The sequence below is a fragment of the Acinetobacter sp. BWR-L5 genome, from assembly GCF_039655985.1.
GTDB lineage: Bacteria > Pseudomonadota > Gammaproteobacteria > Pseudomonadales > Moraxellaceae > Acinetobacter > Acinetobacter johnsonii.
The window spans coordinates 289803-309545 of the sequence record NZ_JAGFEV010000001.1 but is presented as its reverse complement, the minus strand read 5'-3'; the positions used below and the strand labels follow the sequence as shown (position 1 = coordinate 309545).

16 protein-coding genes, 1 other RNA gene and 3 pseudogenes are annotated in these 19743 nt (G+C 37.8%); 10 read left to right on the top strand and 10 right to left on the bottom strand.

What is annotated here, in order from left to right; translation table 11 throughout:
* Window positions 1–99: 99 nt before the first annotated feature.
* The 3 genes and pseudogenes from JZ787_RS01560 to JZ787_RS01550 all read right to left on the bottom strand — a co-directional run.
* Entirely contained in the window at window positions 100–1110 is a 1011-nt protein-coding gene (locus JZ787_RS01560; RefSeq protein ID WP_346311484.1) for a FecR domain-containing protein, read from the bottom strand.
* Window positions 1103–1609 (bottom strand): sigma-70 family RNA polymerase sigma factor, encoded by a 507-nt coding sequence (locus JZ787_RS01555; protein WP_346311483.1) that lies wholly within the window; start codon window positions 1607–1609, stop codon window positions 1103–1105. The genes JZ787_RS01560 and JZ787_RS01555 overlap by 8 nt, the downstream gene beginning before the upstream one ends.
* 151 nt (window positions 1610–1760) lie before the next feature.
* A pseudogene (locus tag JZ787_RS01550) lies at window positions 1761–1921 on the bottom strand (IS5/IS1182 family transposase); the annotation flags it as partial.
* Window positions 1922–2595: 674 nt separating this feature from the next.
* Here JZ787_RS01550 and JZ787_RS01545 point away from each other — a divergent pair.
* The 4 genes and pseudogenes from JZ787_RS01545 (at window position 2596) to JZ787_RS01530 (ending at window position 5102) form a co-directional block, all read left to right on the top strand.
* A complete protein-coding gene (locus tag JZ787_RS01545; RefSeq protein WP_234965614.1) occupies window positions 2596–2820 on the top strand; it encodes a hypothetical protein in 225 nt (74 codons plus the stop codon).
* Window positions 2821–3139: 319 nt separating this feature from the next.
* A complete protein-coding gene (locus tag JZ787_RS01540) occupies window positions 3140–3325 on the top strand; it encodes a hypothetical protein (RefSeq protein ID WP_234965615.1) in 186 nt (61 codons plus the stop codon).
* 260 nt (window positions 3326–3585) lie between these two features.
* Window positions 3586–3771: pseudogene (locus JZ787_RS01535) on the top strand (transposase); the annotation flags it as partial.
* A 353-nt stretch (window positions 3772–4124) separates the two neighbouring features.
* Window positions 4125–5102, top strand: coding sequence for an aliphatic sulfonate ABC transporter substrate-binding protein (locus tag JZ787_RS01530; RefSeq protein WP_234965616.1), 978 nt, complete (start codon window positions 4125–4127; stop codon window positions 5100–5102).
* A gap of 67 nt (window positions 5103–5169) precedes the next feature.
* On the opposite strand, the gene JZ787_RS01525 is transcribed toward JZ787_RS01530, so the two are convergent.
* From JZ787_RS01525 to JZ787_RS01515, 3 genes are all read right to left on the bottom strand, one after another.
* Window positions 5170–7236, bottom strand: a complete 2067-nt coding sequence (locus JZ787_RS01525) for a TonB-dependent siderophore receptor (protein ID WP_328284382.1) — start codon at window positions 7234–7236, stop codon at window positions 5170–5172.
* Window positions 7237–7526: 290 nt separating this feature from the next.
* On the bottom strand, window positions 7527–8219 hold the full coding sequence (locus JZ787_RS01520) for an amino acid racemase (RefSeq protein ID WP_234965618.1): 693 nt from the start codon (window positions 8217–8219) through the stop codon (window positions 7527–7529).
* On the bottom strand, window positions 8216–8428 hold the full coding sequence (locus tag JZ787_RS01515) for a 4-oxalocrotonate tautomerase family protein (protein WP_234965619.1): 213 nt from the start codon (window positions 8426–8428) through the stop codon (window positions 8216–8218). The genes JZ787_RS01520 and JZ787_RS01515 overlap by 4 nt, the downstream gene beginning before the upstream one ends.
* Window positions 8429–8532: 104 nt before the next feature.
* On the opposite strand from JZ787_RS01515, the gene JZ787_RS01510 reads away from it, so the two are divergent.
* The 3 genes and pseudogenes from JZ787_RS01510 to JZ787_RS01500 all read left to right on the top strand — a co-directional run.
* Window positions 8533–9387 (top strand): LysR substrate-binding domain-containing protein, encoded by an 855-nt coding sequence (locus tag JZ787_RS01510; RefSeq protein WP_234965620.1) that lies wholly within the window; start codon window positions 8533–8535, stop codon window positions 9385–9387.
* A 255-nt stretch (window positions 9388–9642) separates the two neighbouring features.
* Window positions 9643–11751 (top strand): TonB-dependent siderophore receptor, encoded by a 2109-nt coding sequence (locus JZ787_RS01505; RefSeq protein ID WP_234965621.1) that lies wholly within the window; start codon window positions 9643–9645, stop codon window positions 11749–11751.
* A gap of 55 nt (window positions 11752–11806) precedes the next feature.
* Window positions 11807–12018: pseudogene (locus tag JZ787_RS01500) on the top strand (IS5/IS1182 family transposase); the annotation flags it as partial.
* A gap of 429 nt (window positions 12019–12447) precedes the next feature.
* Here JZ787_RS01500 and JZ787_RS01495 read toward each other — a convergent pair.
* From JZ787_RS01495 to JZ787_RS01480, 4 genes are all read right to left on the bottom strand, one after another.
* The gene (locus JZ787_RS01495) at window positions 12448–13866 is read right to left on the bottom strand and encodes an integrase family protein (protein ID WP_234965622.1); all 1419 of its coding nucleotides are present in this window, start codon (window positions 13864–13866) and stop codon (window positions 12448–12450) included.
* A 150-nt stretch (window positions 13867–14016) separates the two neighbouring features.
* Window positions 14017–14200: non-coding RNA, 6S RNA (gene ssrS, locus JZ787_RS01490), on the bottom strand.
* A 99-nt stretch (window positions 14201–14299) separates the two neighbouring features.
* Window positions 14300–14584: a cell division protein ZapA gene (locus tag JZ787_RS01485; RefSeq protein WP_004694243.1), complete on the bottom strand. Its 285-nt coding sequence runs from the start codon at window positions 14582–14584 to the stop codon at window positions 14300–14302.
* 2 nt (window positions 14585–14586) lie between these two features.
* Window positions 14587–15138 carry a hypothetical protein gene (locus JZ787_RS01480; RefSeq protein ID WP_010326327.1) on the bottom strand — a complete coding sequence of 184 codons (552 nt, stop codon included), beginning with the start codon at window positions 15136–15138 and terminating at the stop codon, window positions 14587–14589.
* Between the two features lie 64 nt (window positions 15139–15202).
* On the opposite strand from JZ787_RS01480, the gene JZ787_RS01475 reads away from it, so the two are divergent.
* The 3 genes from JZ787_RS01475 to JZ787_RS01465 form a co-directional block, all read left to right on the top strand.
* Window positions 15203–15835, top strand: coding sequence for a UPF0149 family protein (locus JZ787_RS01475; protein ID WP_218287997.1), 633 nt, complete (start codon window positions 15203–15205; stop codon window positions 15833–15835).
* A 79-nt stretch (window positions 15836–15914) separates the two neighbouring features.
* Window positions 15915–17237, top strand: coding sequence for a Xaa-Pro aminopeptidase (gene pepP, locus JZ787_RS01470; RefSeq protein WP_218287996.1), 1323 nt, complete (start codon window positions 15915–15917; stop codon window positions 17235–17237).
* A 673-nt stretch (window positions 17238–17910) separates the two neighbouring features.
* Window positions 17911–19743 (top strand): ESPR-type extended signal peptide-containing protein (locus tag JZ787_RS01465; RefSeq protein WP_346311482.1); only part of this gene is annotated, 1833 nt, incomplete at its 3' end.

Here is a 19743-nt window from a genome sequence, read left to right as displayed (position 1 = left end):
GTTATCCCCAATATAAGATGAAATTTTGTTGTTCACCTTATATGTCACCTGAGAAATTCAAATCCCCTCAGTAAAATGCGTTTATTTTGAAATTTCTTTTTAATCGTTTATTTTTTGATCTGATTTTGAAATATAGACTAGCCCTAGTTTTTGATAAACGTTAATGGGTTGTGTGGTTTTTAAGACTTCTAGGATTTTATCAGTATCATTCAAATAGAACACACCATAAACTTTCATATTTTTGATATTATCACTTAAATAAATCGCACCGCGATGATAAGGCTTTACTAATTCAATAAATTCGGATAATCGCATATCTTCAACTTGTAAAACACCATCTTTCCATCCTGCTAAACTTTCAGCTGAAATTCCCAAATCCTGAATTTGATGTTTGTTAACGCGAACGGTATGACCTTGCTCTACAACTTTAAATCGATGAGTATTACTTGCTTTAACCGTATGCTTTAGTACTGCTAAATCACTGTAATCTGTCTGTTGGTTGACCATAAACTCTGTACCAAGTGCCTGCATTTTCGCCTGATTGGTATGAACGAAAAATGGTCGCTTTTTATCAGCAATGACATTGGCAATAAGTGAACCATCTAGCAAGTAAATATTCCGTTGATTTTCACTGTAGTCTACTTTAATTGCAGAATAAGCTGCTAACGTGATCTGACTACCATCCTTAAGTTTAATCTGTTTCTGTTCGGCTGTTCGAGTGTAATAATCAGCCTGAAAAAAGGACAATGGGCGTGTTTGTTGTAACCAGAAGAACGTTCCAAAACCCATAATAAGAATGAGTGAGAATCCCCCTTTGATCATTCGTTTAACTCGTTGTTTATTTGCTTGTAGAACAGACTGAGTGACTACATTTACAGGTAAGTTTGCATTTAAACTTTGTTGATGAAGCTGCTGAAAAGGTTGTTCTACACTTTGTTGTAATTCTTGCCAGATTTGTTGGTGGAGCCTATTTGCATTAAGCCACTCCTGAAAGTCTTGATAATCATCTTCGTTCGCTAAACCTGATTCTAACAATACCATCCAGTCGACTGCTTTAAGCATGACAGGGTCAATGTTTTTATTTGAAAGAGGGGATTGATCATCAATCATTCGGCATAGTTTTACGTAGTAGCAGGCAATGAATTGTAGCTTGTTTCATATAACGTTCTACGCTTGCTAAAGAAATATTCATGATCTGAGCAATTTCAGGATGAGTTAAAAGTTCCATTTTTTTAAGTAAAAATGTCTGTTGTACCAAAATTGGTAAACCTTCTAGAAGCTGATCAATATAATTCAAAGCCTCTTGTATCAAACATAAATGCTCAGCAGGAATACTCTCTTGATGGATGCCAACGTCTTGTAAACTCTGCAAATAGGCTTTTTCCAAGTCTTGTCTACGCCAAAAGTTAAAAAGTTTTCGTTTAGCTACGGTGAGTAAAAATGCTCGATGTTCTTGAATATTCTGAATTTGTTGAGGTTTCTCAATTATTGAAATAAAAGTATCCTGAACAAGATCTTCGGCAGATTGCTGATTTTGTATTTTCTTGGATAACCAACAGCAAAGCCATTGATGATGGTCTTGATAGAGATGTTCGACAAGATTGTCCATAAATTACAGTTTATGAATGATAATCATTATTGATAATAGCTATCTTTGAATAATATTTCAATATTATAGTCGCGTTAAGATTTTCTGAGATGTTGGTACGGCTTTGCTACATAAAGACTTTGGAGATAGAGCTTTACTAAGATGCTAAAATTTAGGTTACAACTTGGGTATGAGGTCTGCCTAATTCTGCAAATTTATTTAATATGTGAGCAGCACTGCTGCGCAAGGTGTATGGATCTCATTGAATTGGCTGTCAAAATTCCTTGAGCAGAGTTTATCGCCTAATAATTTGATGCAATGCATCTTGGTTTCGAACGCAGATGACTATTTCTGGAAAACTAAAAAGCGCCACCTAAGTCAGAACTACACTCTAACCCTTTACCAAATGTTTATCATATTAAACCGCGACTTAGATCTCATAAAAACATAATTTATTGTAATAATAAGCAAATTACATCTTGGATTTCCTATATATAATGCACATGTCGACTATAAGTTGTAGTCAACCTCCTATGCTAAGGAGGTTTTTTTTGCGAAGAGCAAAATCATGATCAAATTATTGAAGTGTTTATTTGGCCTTCATGGTGCGACTGAAATTGATTACACAATTGACGATGAAGAAGTCTGCGTTTGTAGGGAATGTTTAAAAGAAGTTAAGTAGTTTGCCGTAGTTATTACGGTACTCCAGGCCTCGCTAAAAAGGATTATCAGCGGGGTTTTTTTAATAAAATTGAAATATAGCGAAAGTATAGTTGCAGTCGATAAGAAGAAAAATCAAGTAAATAGCTGCTTATCTATTGGGGAAGCATTAAGCGGATTAGTTACTTACTAACCCTCTGGCCGATGTTTTACGGCACTTCAGTCCTCGCTTATGAATACTTGAGCGGGGGTTTTTCTTTTTATAAGATTGATGATTATTCAGCTGTTGTAATATTTTTGAAATAATTAATTGCTATTTGTATGGGACTACAAATAGGGGGCTGACCGTGGGAATTAGTGTTAAAGATGTTAAAAAGCAACTTTATAATTTTATCGAGAAAGATCTAAAACCTAAGCTATTGGTAATTGGGTATCGAACCTATACTGCACTTATGCGTGAAAATAATTTTGCTGAGAGAGTTACTAAAGATACTAAGTACCCTATGATTCGTTACTACAAAGGTATCGAAATTAAGATTGTGACAGAAAAGCACTATTTTGAAGTTCAATAAAATTTACATTTAGGGAAGTTGAATGAACCACCTTTCGGTGGTTTTTTAATGGATAAGTTAAATGTAATTCAATAATTCAGAATGAAAAGTAAAAATAGCTTAACTTTATTTAATGGGAATGGTACTCGTAAAGAGTTGTATATATTGATTTATTTATCATAAATTTTGTAAAAGGTAAATTATGTCACAATAAGTGTTGATTATTGAGTTTAACAATTGTTAATCATTCGCAAAAATCAATCATTCTCAGTATTGTGTTTTTATGAAGTAAATCTTAATTTAGCGACTCTTCTATTCTTCTTTATTCGGGGAGGGTAAAATGAAAGAAAAACTTGGTGTTTTTATCTTTTATACCCTGATTTTATTTGGAATTATTGTGCTGACCGTAGCATTTTTTAAATTTGATCTTTTATTGTTTATTATTAGTTTTTTTTTGGTTGTCTGTGCACTTTTATTAAAGTATGAGTTTAAATTGGCAATCATCTTTTGGAAAGAATCTGAATAATACGTTAAGAGTTAAAAAAACCGCACTAATTACGATTAGTGCGGTTTTTTAATGGGCGAAAAATATGAACGCAGACCACTACTTCCAGAAAACTAATAAACGTCCACCTAAAACTAAACCATCCGCTAAACCTTAACCTAAGGCAAAAGAAAAATACTTAGAGGCAGAGGAAGTCTGCTGAAGATTCAACTGAATGCCTTCTTGAGCAATTTTAATTTCAAGTTCCTTTAATCGCTTTTTGAAATTATCAAGACTATGTCTATCGTCGACAAAGGCGTAAACTTCGCATTGGTATCGATGCTTAAACGCTGCAAATACATGCAGTTCAGCTCACAACGAGCAATATCGGTGATTCACAGGTACTTGGTGATTTACTTGGTCAAATACCACTTGATGAGAGAATGGATTCTATCTATACCGATGGAGCCTATGACGCTAAATGCTGCTTGTCACTTAAATTTGAGTCGCTTAGGAGTATTTTATTTTTTGAATCTTTGTGCAACAACTTTTCTTAGACAAATATTGTCTATTCCTGAGCTTAATCACTTTGCTCTGTGAAAAAATACGGTTTACTTGAATTACGTGGTTGTGATAAATTTTATTTATGGTTCATGGGTTCCGAAAACTTTGTGAATCTAAAAGGTCTGATCTCAACTCTCAGGCCTTTTTTAATGTGTGTTCATCAACAACAATAACAACAGTATTTCGTTAAGATAAATATTTATGTGAATATTAAATATTTATAAGGATGAGATTAAGTTTGTACACTTGTGCAAAAATTAAATTTAGTTCTTTCAATATGAATAAAGTATTAAGCCTTAGTTTAGCTACCATTTTGGCAAGTGGATTTGCGCTTTCTGGTTGTTCAAAACAACCAGCAGAAGATAAACAAGATGACGTAAAAAATATGAGTACTTTAAGTATTGGTTATCAAAAAGCGGCACTTAAACTTATTGTGGCAAAAGAAAATCAACTTTTTGAAAAAGAATTTCCAAATGTAAAAATTGAATGGAAAGAATTTCCAGCAGGCCCTCAAACCTTAGAGGCTTTATCGGTCAAATCTATTGATTTTGGCTATACAGGAGATGCTCCGATTGTATTTGCTTTATCTGCTGGAAAGCCTTTAAATTACTTGGGCTATGAGCAGTCATCAAGTCAAGCTCATGCAATTCTTCTCCCAAATGAAAGTGGCATTAAGAATCTTGCAGATTTAAAAAATAAGCGAATCGCTTTAACTCGAGGGTCTAGTGCGCATAATTTCTTAGCAGAAACATTAAAACATGCAAATTTATCTTGGTCGGATATACAACCAATATGGCTTAGTCCTTCAGATGCTCGCGCCGCACTTGACAAGAAAGCAATAGATGCATGGGCTGTGTGGGACCCATACATTAGCGCTGCTGAAATTGACGGTAACGCTAAAATTTTATTTGAGTCTACTCATCTACCAGCAACCTATAATTATTATTTAGCTCAGCCTCAATTTATTAAAGATCACCCGAATGATGCTGAAAAAGTACTAGCAGTTTTAAACCAAACTGATGAATGGATTAGAACGCATAAGTCTGAAGCTACAGAAATTTTGGCCAAGAGCACAGGACTAAATACTCAAATTGCAGAACAAGTAATTAACAAAAAACCCATTCCTAATCCTGTAGCGATCTTAACGCCAGAAGTGATTGAATCGCAGCAGAAAATAGCAGATCTTTTTTATGGCCAGACATTGATTCCGAATAGTATTGATGCATCGAAATTTGCATGGAAATCAAATCCTTAAATGAATTAGAAAGAAAAGTGTGGGCATCTGCCCACACTTTTCTTAATTTGTATTCTTAAAAATATTTTTAATACTTGAATTTGACCGTGAAATTTACTTGACGGGGATTACCGAAAGCCACAACTCGGTTATCAATTACACCCGAATAGTAGTTTTTATTAAAAAGATTGCGAACAGATAATTGTGCTCCCCAGTGTTCTGTATCATAGCCTGCGTCAGCGTTATAAATAGTATAAGCAGGTAGATCAATATCGAGACCTGACAATTCTGTTTCACTGGCACCCGTAATTCCTGCACCTACATACCATCCCAAAGAACCTTGAGGACGATAACGAGCCATTAAGCTATATGTATGTTCTGGAGTATTTTCTAAACGTTGTCCAATACTGCTGATATCAGTACTTTTAGTTGTTTTAGAGTCATATGTATAAGCATATGCTCCAGAAGCAGTCCAATGATCATTAATTGCGGCATTGATTTCAGCTTCTATACCACGAGTAGTCTGCTCACCCTCAGTAATTTGGTAGCTAATATCAGTTGGATCATTCACTAGAACATTCTGACGACGCAAATCAAACCAAGATAATGCACCTTGAATCAGTTGATCTGAACTTTGGAACTTAATGCCTGCTTCATATTGCTTGCCTTTTTCTGGGTCGAATAGGGCATCATTTTTATCGGTACCAATATTGGGAACAAAAGAAGTCGCATAACTAACGTAAGGTGCAATAAAGTCATTCGCTAAATACATGATCGATGCATTACCAGTAAAAGCATGATCTTCTTGAGGATCTGTTTTAGTCCCTTTTAGGACATTCTCTGAGGAGGATTTTGCCCAGTCATATCGACCAGCCAAATTGATGATCCACTGATCGCTTAAACTGATGCGATTTCGGGCATAAAGTCCCATATCTCGTAAATTGGTAATACTATGGCTATTCAAACTGAGCGTGTTGATACAACCTTGATTATACTGTGGTGCGAAAGGGTTAATCGTCGCAAAGTTACAACGGTCAGCAGCTGTTTCACGCTTCTCCTGTATAACGTCAAAACCGAACAGTAGATCATGTTCACTGTTGCCAATTTGGAACTTCTTCTGAAGATTATTGTCGATTGTGTAATTGGTATAATCCCAATCTTGAACTTCTAATCGACGTTTTACCGCAGTTTCAGTACCACCTGCTTGTAGAGAAATGAAACCACCATTCATTTCAGTTTTTTGAACAGCCGCATTTTGCTTGAAAATTAAGTCATTACCAAAATCATATTTAAAGTTCCAACCAGCACGATATACATCGGCTTTGTAAGGATCTGATGATGGATCTCCACTAAAGAAAGAGGAATCAATCTTACCTAAAGCGCTTGGAAGTAATGTACCGACTAATGGTGCGCCTTGATAACGTTGATATTCACGATGTTGATAGCTGGCAATCACGGAAAGATCAGCTCGATCTCCTAAATCAAAATTATAAGTTGGAGAGATGTATAGGTTTTTAAAATAAACATAGTCAACAGGATCATCTTGATCTGCATAGCGACCTGTTAAACGGAAGGCTCCTTTTTCGGTTTCACGCGGAGCATAGTTCAAATCGAAGCTGGCTTGTTTAAAATCATAACTTCCATAGCTTAAGTCTGTTTGAGCAAAACTTTCCGCTTCAGGGCGTTTAGTCACTAAATTTACTAAACCGCCAGGTGCTACTTGCCCAAAGCTTACAGATGCAGGGCCTTTAAGTACTTGTACTTGATCAATCCCAGATAAATCAACCGCAACAGCAGATCGGGCAGATGTTCTAAGCCCATCAACAAAGATTTGGTTATTCGCACCTTGCCCACGAATATTGAAGTCATCCCATCCGCGGCGACCACGTTGACCAGAGACTACACCAGCAACACCATTGATTGCTTCAGCTAAGGTTGTCGCTTGCTTTTGATCTAATTGTTCACGTGTGACAACACTTACGGATTGAGCTGTTTCAAAAAGTGAAGCATCAGATTTGAGTAAAGATGCTGCATTCTGAGCAACATACGGTGATTTAGTTTCTTGGGCTTGTATGGTAAGGGTAGGTAGAGTCGTAGACTCGCTCTCAGTGGAATGAGATTGTGCATACGCTGTAGAAACGATAAAGGGAAGCATCGCTAGGATAAGAGGGGATTTTCTATACAACATAAATGTGGAGAAATAGTGAATGTTAATGAGAATTGTAATTGTTTTTATTTATAAGTAAAACTGAGTTTATTTCATTATTAAATTAACTTTTATAAGTAATGAAATCAGTGAATATCAACCGATTTTGGGAAAACGTATCACTTGGATCTAGGTATGCTTACATTGTGTAAATCTTTGCTGAGAACTATGAAAAGCCATTCTATTGTTTTGAACACTTAAATGGCTTTTCAAGAGTGTTCCCATGATTTTAGGGGGTGTTAATTTTTAACAGCAATTAACATCTTTTGAATATGAATGTCTAGGGTATCCAAAGTTGGGATAGGTAAGGCTGTACCCATGAAGATTAAAGGTAGTTCAGTGCAACCTAATATGATTGCGTCAATGCCATCGTCATCATGCATTCTTTGCACAATTTGAAGCATTACTTTTTGAGTTTCATCTGATACAACGCCATGTTCTAACTCTTTGGAGATTTTATCTGCAATAAATAATTGCTCATCGTTATGAGGTGTTACGATACTTATTCCTGCTTTGATAAAAGGAGATTTAAAGAATTCCTCCTGCATTGTAAACTTGGTTCCTAATAGTCCAACTTTTGTATAACCTTGATGCTGAGCTTCATCTTTTGTCGCCTCTACAATACTGATCAATTGCACTGAAGAACGTTTTTGAAGTTGATCAAAAACAATGTGAGGAGTATTGCCAGTTAATGCAATAACTTCTGCCCCACCTACAATAAGATTATTAATCCCATTCATTAGATAAGAAACCAATCCCTCCAAATCTTTATTTTCACAGAATGCTAAAACATCAAATACATTCAAGCTTTCGATAGCTAAGTGAGGAAAAAAGGTTGGTCCGACTTCACGCTGCAATTGATAAACCAGTTTTTTATAGTAAAGAAGAGTGGATTCTGGTCCTATTCCACCAATTAACCCAATTTTTTTCATTTCTTAGTCTCTAGTCTACGTTCTGTTGTTGTTTTTCCTGCTATGCCCCAATTGTCCATGTCTACTTCATCAATGATAATCGTAGTTGTTGCTGGATTTTTATTTAAAACAGTCACTAAGAGTAGAGTAATCCCTTCAATAATCTGTTTTTTTTGTTCAACAGTTGGAGCTTCATTTCCTCCTGTTAGTCTCACATTTACGTACGGCATTGCTATTCTCTTTACATTATAAAATCAATGCCCCTAATCTTAGAGAGTAGCAATGTTCAATAAAATTAAATAATATTTAGTGAAATGTTTAAATTTATTGAACTATGGATATTAGCCAACTTAAAACGCTCATTGTGCTTATTGAAACAGGAAGTATCACTAGAACAGCTAGAATACTAAATAGAGTACCTTCCGCGATTACCATTCGTTTGCAACAACTTGAAGACTCATTAAGCACTCAGCTTTTTGTACGTGAGAAAAAATGTTTAATTGCAACGCCAAAAGCATTAATGCTCTACCAATATGCAAAGCAAATAGTAGCGTTAGCCAATGAAGCAGAAAATAAAATTAAAGCTGATCAGCCCTGTGGGACATTTAGATTAGGCGCCTTAGAAAGCATGGCTGCGTCAAGATTGCCATTACCACTTGCAAGGCTATATGAGACTTATCCAGCTATTGAATTAGACTTTTCTACGGGTATACGTGATGGCTTATATCAATCGCTTTTGGATGGTCATCTAGATGCAATTTTGATTGGTGATGCACCTCAAAATCCGATTCTGAATAGAACTGTTATTTTTGATGAAGAGCTCATTATCATTGCCCCCCAGAACTACTCTAAGATTTTAACGCCTTTAGATGCAAAAAATGCAACAGTGCTTGTTTTTAAAGAAGGGTGCTCTTATCGAGATCGACTTTTAAGTTGGTATCAGTCCTGCAATATGACGCCCAAAAGAATAGCTGAAGTTGCATCCTACCATACCATTCTTGGTGGTGTAGCAGCAGGAATGGGAATTGCGATTATTCCTAAAACTATGTTTGATAATTTCCAAAATAAAGATTTGTTATCGATCCACTCTATAGATACAGAATTAGGAAGAATACAGATTGAATTAATTTGGAGAAAAGAACTAACTTCTGCAAATATTTTGGCTTTAGAGAAATGCCTTAAAAAATAGATTGTTAAGATTAAATTCTGCGCGAGACTTGTTATATCGCAGATGTGATAGAAAATGCTAAATGTCTGATTGCAGATTTTTAGAGATAATTTAGTTGTTATCTTTTATTTGACTATTAATCAGCTTCATATATCAGATTTACGCATAAGGTTTAGAAAATAATTATCATTTACATTTAAATTTATTTCTCATAATATTTCAAAAATTTACAATTTCTCCGTTTTTTCTCCTATTACGTCATTTCAAGGAAATCTTGTGTCACGCCCCCAGTTCAAACGATCAATACTCGCACTCTGCTTATTTCCCTCCATACTTTATGCAGCCGATACAGACCCTACTGTGACGCTTAACCCGATAACTGTGCAAGCCGAAGGCAACTGGTTAGATGAAGCCAATGCGCAGAAAGTACTAAATCATGCTGGAGCGCGTACAGTCATTCAGCGTGATGAGTTGATTAACCGAGGCGCAACTTCTGTCAAAGAGGCTTTACGCACTGTGCCTGGTATTCAAGCTCCTGAAAATGCAGGAACAGCTGGAAGTGATGCATCGTTAAGCATCGGTGTTCGTGGTTTAACGTCACGGTTTTCACCACGCTCACAGGTCCTCGTGGACGGTGTTCCACTTTCGTCTGCCCCTTATGGTCAATCACAACTCTCCTTAGCACCCACTAGTTTAGGCAATATTGAAAGCATCGACGTGGTGCGTGGTGCGGGCTCTGTTCGCTTTGGGCCACAAAATGTAGGCGGGATTATTAACTTTAACTCGCGTACAATTCCTGAAACCTTTGCTGGAACGGTCGACCTCACTACAGAAATTGCAGAAAACGGTCATGTAAAATTTAACCCCAACTTATTTGTGGGTGGAACCTTAGACAACGGTTTAGGCTTAGCGCTGTTATATTCTGGCGTTAATGGAGAGGGTTTTCGCGATAAAAATGATGACTCTGACATCAACGATATTCGCTTAAAAGCTGCTTATGCAATAGATGAATATGCAAAAATTGAAGCCAATCTACACCGCTACGATGCAGATGCAGATATGCCTGGGGGTTTAACCCCTGCTCAATTTGCTGAAAATCCATATCAGTCCTTGCGCAATCATGATTATATGAAAGGGCATCGTACTGACGGTTCAGTTAAATACAGCTATAAAAAAGATGACAATGCCTTTGAGCTTTTGGCCTATCACACTGACACCTTCCGTGATGCAGGAATGGAACGTAGTGGATCAAAACTGTACCAAACAGCGCCACGTAATTATAAAGTGACGGCAATCGAGCCGCGGTATTCGCATGCATACCAACTTGGGACTACTGAAAATGAAGTCTCTGTGGGCTATCGCTATCTACATGAAACCAGTGAGGAAGCGGTTAATCGTGCAAGCTATAACACGGTCACAGGTCCTACAAATGAATATGCTTGGACCAAAGCAGACGGGAAAACAGATGCACATGCATTGTTCATCGACAACCGCACAGATGTGGGTGCATGGTCTCTGATTCCTGGTGTTCGTTTTGAGAAAATCAAAACCACCGAAAATATGTACAAATTAAATAAAGATGCATCAGTACTCAACGGAGTACATGCTGAAAAATCCTATGATGCAGTGTTACCAAGCTTTTCAGTCATGTACAAAGCTAATGAGTTGTGGAATATTTTCGCAAACTACGGTAAATCTTTTGCACCACTGCAATATAGCCAAATGGCCAATACCAATGCGTCAGGTGCTTATCTGACCATGCAAGGCTTACAACCTGAAAAAGCCAATAACTATGAAATTGGTACACACTATTTAGACCCATATCTATCCCTAGAATTCACCCTGTTTTATATTGATTTTTCTGATGAATTAAAACGAGATGATGCAACTCAAACTTACTCAAATTTAGGTGCCACTGAACACAAAGGAGCCGAGTTCGGATTTAAATATAATCTCGGTGCAATCAGTGACGAACTCAGCGGTATTTCGCTATATGCCAATACCACTTACACCAAAGCAACCGCATCTGCTGGGGAAAATAAAGGACAAGATCTCGACTTTTATTCACAATGGGTCGGCAATGCTGGAATAGACTATAAAGTTGATCAATGGACACTAAACACTAATTTCTATGGTCAATCTGGTCAAACTGCATCGGGCATCCATGATGCCACAGGACGCTATGGCAACATTCCTGGTTACGGTTTAGTAGGTGTTCGGGCATCCTATGATTTTTCCAACACACAACTCAATGGTCTCAAAGTGGGCTTTGGTGTGAAAAACCTATTTGACCGTGAATACTACACACGTTCAGCTGATCAAGTTGGTGGAATGTATGTAGGTGCGCCACAAACGTATTACCTGCAAACCTCTTTTGATTTTTAGAAAATGAGCACTGAAAGCTATTCAGTTTTTTATAATTCTCTGGATAGCTTTCATTACATTTAAACGTTTAGGCAGGACATTATGGAAAAATGGTCAGGCTATCATTACCGACGCTTGGTTGAAATGAAGATACATTGCATCAAGTTATTACGCGGTAAACTAAGCGTCAGAAATTTTGACAGTCAAATCAACGAGATTCATGCAAGTGTGGCAGTACTATATAAATTTACTGAATTAGGCCGACCTCATATTCAAGTTGTCACTTAAATTTAAGTCGCTTAGGGGGAGCTCTACTTTAAAATATTTGTGCAATAAAACATCAAAAGATTCATATTTCTACCACGATCCGCTGCTTCAAGAGTTGGTTTTTGATGAACCATTGATGGAACACGAACAGCCCACCATACTTTTTTCTGAAAGCGGTATAGTTTATTTGTTATTATTGTTGATCAGATTAGCTACAAGATTCAAAATCACTGAGAATACTTTAGATTGTTCTGCATCAAGCTAAGACAGTGACGGAAATTCAGCACATAGACAGACATACTCATTATCTTCTGCTGACCATATAACATGATAAGTATATTGCTTGCTAGAGGTTGTATACCTCACAATGTTTTAATTTTATCAAGTGTAGTTAGTACCTGTCTAGTCTGAAAGGGTTTAGTCTTTCCGGTACAATCTTAAAGATTAAAGTTACATTATCTTTAGAGGTGAGTGTTGTTCACAATCTTGGCTAGGATCATGTATCTCAAAGTCATTTGTAATAAAAGGGTCAATAATTTTTTGATTATGTTCTACCCATTGTTTTTGTGCATTTCTTAAAGATTTAGATTTAAAGTGCATTCTATTCTTAATTAGCTTCCGAGCTTGTTCAGAAAGAACAACGCCCTCAATCATATTCATAGCTTTACGTAAGTCATCAAAAGTCACTTGAATATAGCTATCTGTAACATCACTATCATCTTCACTAGTGGTGTGATTAATGAGTTTTTTAATGGTATAGCTACCAATAGCTAGACTGTTTGCTATGGTTCCAAAAGTTCTGCGTAAGTCATGGAAAGTAAAATGAATACCCGTATTTTTAGTGATAGCTTCCCTAGCATTTCTTTTGTCGACGATATGGCTATCAATAGTTTCGCCAGGGAAAACATATTTATTTTCACCTGCTAAGTTTTTTCGCTCTTTCATTATATGCCAAAGCATATCGCCCATAGGTAGCAAGAGATCCTCGTGGTTTTTCGGATCTACAATTTTAAAAGTGCCGTACTTCAAGTCTACATTTGACCATTCGAGCGATTCACCTTCCTCTCGGCGGAGACCTGTTAAGACGAGCAACAGTAAATAGTCTTGATTGGTATATGCTCTATGATTGTGGTTTTGATTACCTGCCCACCATGTATTGCAAACGGCCAATGACCAATCATGGATCTGGTCTGATCGAATGTAGCCTTTTCTACTTTTAATCTTATTCCACTTTTTATCTTGATAAAGAATCCCAACAGGGCTTTTCTCAGTGATAATCTTTTCATCATTATCGTTGTATAAAATGGATGCATTAAAGTTATAAACAGCAGAAAGAAACTTCATGGCAAGGGTAGCTTGAGCTAAGCTGCGTTCGGAAAGCAGCATATACCTATCGAGAATCATTTTTTGTGAAAATTCGGTTATTTTTATGTCTTTCCAGTCTCCAAAATAGTCCTTTACACATCGGCCGTATGCTTCAAGTGTTTTAGCACTCAGTTTCTTTTTTGATTTATAAACTGTATAAGCGTCATCTAAACTAGGGATTAATTCATCTATTTTCTTTGCTTGTATGAAATTACGTTTCAATTGCTCTTTTTGAGCAACAGGATCAATACCTTGATCGATGAGTAATAATAAACGTTTAGCTTCGGTACGCGCTTGCTCTAAGGTGTACACGCCATGCTTACCAATAGTTTTTCTTTTATTCTGGCCATTCGGCATGCGGGTTTCTATAAAATAAGTTTTAGACTGAGTAACTACAATACCAAAACCAATGGTCATAGAGTCACGATAAAAAACCTTTTTTCCCGATGCTTCTAGAGGGAGACTATCGATAAATGTTTTTGTTAGCTTATGTCTTTGAGCCATTGCACTTTTTAACTGATTGAAACAATACACAGCAATATAGCACAATAATTCTAGAGCCTACCATATGCCTACTTTTGATGATTTATACGGATTCAAATGAGAAAGGTGAGATGTATATTTTGTTTTAAGTTGTTGTTATTAGAATAAATAAAGTACTCCGAAGATGCCGCTGCATGTGTCGTTACCCTGAACCCGATGAGTTCAAGGTGGACGCGACGTATACTTGCTGGGTTTCCCACATGAAAGTGGGCATACACTCTAAATATACAGAACACATCCATAAGTTTAAGTATCGGCAGGGGAATAGACCCGCTGGCGAACACCTCAGAGTTGCCTTAAGTATAACGAATCTCACGCTGATGGCAACTCATACACCGCTACGAACTGTAAACAACTGGAGTAAGTGTTGATACTTTATTCAATTCAGTCGAGTTTAAACAAGTTCCGCAACGTCATCGATAATATTTGCCAGTAATCGTTCTGCGTGTGCATACTCTTGTAGTGTTTTATTCATCGACAACACTTCTTGCATTAACTCTAGTGCCACCATAATGATAATTTTACTGGGTTCTACCCGTGGCGCTTTACGGCGAAACTCATCATATTTATCATTTAAAAGCAGAGCTGCACGTTCAAGGTCGGCTTTTTCTTTTTCCGTTGTGACTAAACGAAAGCTATGACCTAAGACACGTAATTCAACGGTAATTGGTTCGCTCATGATTAAACTTCCTCGCCAGCTTCAGTAGGGTGGGCAAGTTGTTGAATTTCTTGCGCGTGATGATCTTGCTCTGTGCCTAAAACAGCCAAACGTTGGATGATGGCTTCGACTTTAGCTTTGGCATGCTCATTTTTTTGTAACAATCTTTCACGTTCTTGCTGAAGTGCTTGGATTTCTTGCTGAGCTTGACGCTGATCATTGTTCATTTTTTCTTTAATTGCACGTAATTCATTACGTTCAGCCAAGATTTCCTGAAAGCGATTTTTTAAATCCGTACAACTTTTTTCCAAACGACTATAACGATCGGCCAAAGCAGTCGCATCAGTGTTTAAGTGTTGATATTGGGTCTGAGCGCTGCTTAATTGCTCAGTTAAATCATCAATTTGTTCTTGCTTCTGGGTAATTAAGCCATTTTTTTGCACAACTTGAGAACGGTGCTGTTCTTCAGCATCCAGTTTAGCTGCATTTAAAGTGCTATTTTCACTTTCAAAATGAGCAAGTCGCGTTTTTAAAACGCCAATATGCGCCTGTAGACGCTGTAATTCTTCTAACATATCGTGGTCGCACAGTGCTGCAAACAAAGGTAATATATAAGAAGTATAGAGATTGGATAAACGAATGCAAGACGATATTTCAGGTTGGTCAGAATGGCAGCCAAATTTTTCTAAAATTGAAGAGATTTCTAGCCCAAGTGAGTTACATGGTTTACTCACGGGTATCATTTGTGTAACTCAGGCACCGAGCCGTGAAGAGTGGCAACACATCCTCACGACTTTGGAAATTCCAGAGTTAAGTGAAGAAGCTTTGGCTTTGTTAGCCGATGAAGCAGAAGATGTCGCACATGCACTTTCTGACGATGAATTGGACTATTTACCGTTACTTCCCGATGACACTCATACGCTGGCAGACCGTGTACAAGCTTTGGCGGATTGGTGCGCAGGCGTAGTGCTGGGCTTTGGTTTGGCGTCTGGTCATATTCGCCCAGATGAAATGGAACTGATCGAACATTTACAAGATGTCGCGGCAGTTGAGTTTGAAGAAACCGATGATGACGAAGAGGGTGAAGAGAGTTATCAAGAGTTATACGAGTTTGTACGTTTAATTCCTGTGAGCTTATCTGTAGGCCGCAAAAAGATTGCGGTTGATGAAAGTTCGCTGCTTAAACACTTTCATAACAAGCAACAAATCGATCGTTCTGTAACAGAAGCGAACAATGTTGTAGAAATGTTTACGCCGCATCGCCCAAGCTGATTGGCATAAGACTTGCTGCGCGTACATGATAGGGTGCGCGTGGCACTTTTATTCTTTGGTATAAAAAGACAGATCAAACATGAAACTAACGCAAGTGGATTTTCAGGAACGCCGTGACCGTTTGGCTGCACAAATGGGTCCGAACAGTATTGCCATTATTGCAACCAGTCCAGTGGCGATGCGTAATCGTGATGCAGACTATAAATATCGTACCGATAGCAGCTTTTTTTATCTGACCGGTTTTGCTGAGCCCGAAGCCGTAGCAGTCATTGAAACCTTTGCTGAAGATGATGAAGACGGTTATAGCTACAGTTTGTTCTGCCGTGAACGTGACCGCGAGATGGAAATCTGGAATGGTTATCGCGCAGGTGTGGATGGCGCGGTAGATGACTATGAAGCTGACGAAGCGTATGCGATAGATTTGTTAGATGAAGAAATCATTGAAAAACTCTTAAGCAAAGAAAAATTATTCTATCGTATTGGGCAACAGCCCGAATTTGATGCGCGCGTAGCAAAATGGATCACGACGGCCAATGGTGAGTCACGTCGTGGGACTGCTGCACCTGCACAAGTGATACAGCTCGATCGTATTTTAGATGAAATGCGTTTGTTTAAATCAGCACAAGAAATTGCATTGATGCAAACGGCTTCTAATATCTCTGCACAAGCTCATATTCGTGCCATGCAAACTGTTAAGCCAGGCATGATGGAATATGCTCTAGAAGCTGAGCTGAATTATGTATTTGGTCAAAATGGCTGTGTGCCGTCGTATAACAGCATTGTCGGTGGTGGTGAAAACGCTTGCATTTTGCACTATGTAGAGAACAATAAAGAGCTAAAAGATGGCGATTTGGTGCTGATCGATGCAGCGTGTGAATATGAATATTATGCTTCAGACATCACCCGTACTTTCCCCGTCAATGGAAAGTTCAGCCCTGAGCAAAAAGCTCTTTATAATGTAATTCTCGATGCACAACTTGCTGCAATTGACGCAGTGCGTGTAGGCAACTCGTATAAAGAACCACATAATGTTGCTGTGCGCATTTTAGTCCAAGGTCTACTTGATCTGGGGATTATGCAAGGTGATATTGAAGAGATTATCCAAAAGGAAAGTTTCCGTCAGTTTTATATGCATGGTACAGGGCACTGGTTGGGTATGGACGTGCATGATGTTGGTTCATATAAGCAAGATGGTGTGTGGCGTGCCTATGAAGAAGGCATGGTCGTGACTGTTGAACCGGGCTTGTACATTGCACCTGATGATGAAACTGTCGATGCGAAATGGCGTGGTATTGGTATTCGTATTGAAGATGACATCGTAGCAACCCAAAATGGTCCACTGAATTTGACTGCGAAAGTGGTGAAGTCGGTAGAAGAGATTGAAGCGTTAATGGCGCGATAAATATAACTTACTGTATAAAAGCCGATCATGTGATCGGCTTTTATTTTTTATAAGGTATTTATTTTAAACAGAGTGAATTGTTAGCTTTAAAATCAGCACTGATTCGAGGAAGAGTCGATTTTATTATACTGTTATGTAGGTTTTAAATTGATTGTTTAAAATGCAATTTTTGAAAATACAGTCATCAATATCTCGTTTATTTTTATTAAAATCTCCAATAATCTCACCCCGAAATATAATATTTATTTGCCTGGTTTGAGTTAAATGATAGTTTTTTTAATACAATGCAGATATGGAAATAATATATTTAAAATCAATAGCATGAATCGTTTAAAAATTTATTTTTTGGTACTAATTATCCCCAGAATTTCATTGGATCCCAAATGTTCCAGAATGAATTTTAAATGCTCATGATCTTCTATGATTTGAACTGCATATTTTATTTTGATTAAGCATTCCTAAAATTAACAAAATATCCGTTATATGAAAGATCTGGTTTATGGACTTGATGGTATTCATAGCCAGCTTTAACTTGGCAGTTCCAAGGATTAAATAGCTTTGATGCAAAAAAAAGATTAAAAAATTATATCTCAAGTATAGATAAATTATAAAAAATGAATATAATGCCCACCTTCTGTAGATTTTGTCTCTTTATTATTTATTAATGTGACTCATGTCACAATGGCGGGTTGGTGTGAATAAAATTTATAAAGTAATTTGGAACGCTTCAATCGGTGCATGGGTTGCCGTTTCTGAGCTAGCAACAGCGAAAGGGCATTCGTCAACTCGTATTAAAGCGGTTGCAAGCTCTAGTACTGAATTAACCATAGTGAAAACAAAAAAAACGATTAATTTAAGTCTATTAGCTGCAGCTTTACTTTCACTTTCACCACAACTATATGCGGTGAAAGTAGGCAATGGTGATGATTCTTCAGCTTATTCTATTGCTATATCTGATCCAAATTGTGGTTCAGCAGTGACCAGCATCACAACCTCAATTGCAATTGGCTGTTCTGCTAATGTTGCTGCTGGTACTGGACAACAAGGTGGTATTGCCATCGGTGAAAATTCACGTGTCATCAATGACGGTATTGCCATTGGCCGTAATGCAAATGCAAATAGTGGCGATGACAAAGGTGGTGTTGCCATTGGTAATGACACTTGGGCGTGGGCGCACAGTGTTGCTATTGGCACAGGGGCAATTGCCGATCAAGCGCAAACGGATGTAGATAATGCGTCAGTTGCGATTGGTGCTAAAGCCAATTCAGGTAATTCTGACGGTGGTGTTGCAATCGGTATTGCTTCTAAAATTGGTGATAATACTGGGGATACTGTCGCGATTGGCCGTAAGGCATCTGTTGAAGGTGGTGCTGAGAAAAGTTTAGCCTTGGGCTCAAACTCTTCTATTGCTGCCAATGCAAAAGAATCAACAGCTTTAGGCTTTGGTTCAAGAGTAGAAAAAAGTAGTGGTGTTGCTATTGGTAATGCCTCTAAAGTAACAAAAACGAATGCTGTCGCAATTGGTTCAAAATCAAATACAGATACCGATGCAACAAAAGAAATAGAAGCAACCATTGATGGCATAAAATTTGGTTCATTTGCTGGTGCTGCAAGTCAGGCGGGCGATCAAGTTTCTTTAGGATCTGCTGGAGCTGAACGTCAGCTTAAAAATGTGGCGGCTGGTCATATTAGTGCTACAAGTACTGATGGTATTAATGGTAGCCAACTTTACAGAACCAATGTGGTATTGGGTAATGTTGCAAATAGTGCTGCAGATATTATTGGTGGTGGCGTTACTGTAGGTGATAATGGCAAGTTAACTGGGCCATTTAATGTCGCTGGTAATGATTATACTTCTATCGCAGAAGCAATTGAAAAAAATGCTGGAGCTGGTACGAAAACTAGCGTTGTGGAAGGCGACAACATCACAGTTACCGATGTCACCAATGCAGATGGTAGCAAAGAATACAAAGTTGCTACTAAAAAAGACGTTAATTTCGACTCAGTCACGCTTGGTAATACGCTCATTAACAATGCTGGCTTAAGCATCAAAGACGGTCCAAGCATTACTGCTCAAGGCATTGATGCGGGCAAGAAGAAAATCACCAATGTGGCGGATGGTGATATCAGCGCGTCTTCGAAAGACACTATCAATGGCAGCCAATTAAACAGCACCAATCAAAATGTGACTAATTTGACCCAAACTGTGACCAAACAGGGTGAGCAAATTACTAGCAATACGGGTGATATTGCCAACTTGCAAAACCAAACTTGGAAGATCCAGACGAATGGTGATGCTGCAAGTGCAGTAAAAGCCTCAGATACTGTTCAATTCTTGGATGGTGAAAACATTGAGATTAAGCGTGAAGCAAATAACCTGACTGTTGCAACGAAGAAAGATGTCAGCTTTGATTCTGTAAAGCTGGGCGATACGCTGATTAACAATGCCGGCCTCAGCATTAAAGACGGTCCAAGCATTACGGCTCAGGGCATTGATGCAGGCAAG

Bases quoted from the DNA above. Each gene is read 5' to 3' on its own strand.
- JZ787_RS01560 (WP_346311484.1), bottom strand. From the start codon at position 1,110: ATGATTGATGATCAATCCCCTCTTTCAAATAAAAACATTGACCCTGTC.
- JZ787_RS01555 (WP_346311483.1), bottom strand. From the start codon at position 1,609: ATGGACAATCTTGTCGAACATCTCTATCAAGACCATCATCAATGGCTT.
- JZ787_RS01540 (WP_234965615.1), top strand. From the start codon at position 3,140: ATGAAAGAAAAACTTGGTGTTTTTATCTTTTATACCCTGATTTTATTT.
- JZ787_RS01530 (WP_234965616.1), top strand. From the start codon at position 4,125: ATGAATAAAGTATTAAGCCTTAGTTTAGCTACCATTTTGGCAAGTGGA.
- JZ787_RS01525 (WP_328284382.1), bottom strand. From the start codon at position 7,236: ATGCTTCCCTTTATCGTTTCTACAGCGTATGCACAATCTCATTCCACT.
- JZ787_RS01520 (WP_234965618.1), bottom strand. From the start codon at position 8,219: ATGAAAAAAATTGGGTTAATTGGTGGAATAGGACCAGAATCCACTCTT.
- JZ787_RS01515 (WP_234965619.1), bottom strand. From the start codon at position 8,428: ATGCCGTACGTAAATGTGAGACTAACAGGAGGAAATGAAGCTCCAACT.
- JZ787_RS01510 (WP_234965620.1), top strand. From the start codon at position 8,533: ATGGATATTAGCCAACTTAAAACGCTCATTGTGCTTATTGAAACAGGA.
- JZ787_RS01495 (WP_234965622.1), bottom strand. From the start codon at position 13,866: ATGGCTCAAAGACATAAGCTAACAAAAACATTTATCGATAGTCTCCCT.
- JZ787_RS01485 (WP_004694243.1), bottom strand. From the start codon at position 14,584: ATGAGCGAACCAATTACCGTTGAATTACGTGTCTTAGGTCATAGCTTT.
- JZ787_RS01480 (WP_010326327.1), bottom strand. From the start codon at position 15,138: ATGTTAGAAGAATTACAGCGTCTACAGGCGCATATTGGCGTTTTAAAA.
- JZ787_RS01475 (WP_218287997.1), top strand. From the start codon at position 15,203: ATGCAAGACGATATTTCAGGTTGGTCAGAATGGCAGCCAAATTTTTCT.
- pepP (WP_218287996.1), top strand. From the start codon at position 15,915: ATGAAACTAACGCAAGTGGATTTTCAGGAACGCCGTGACCGTTTGGCT.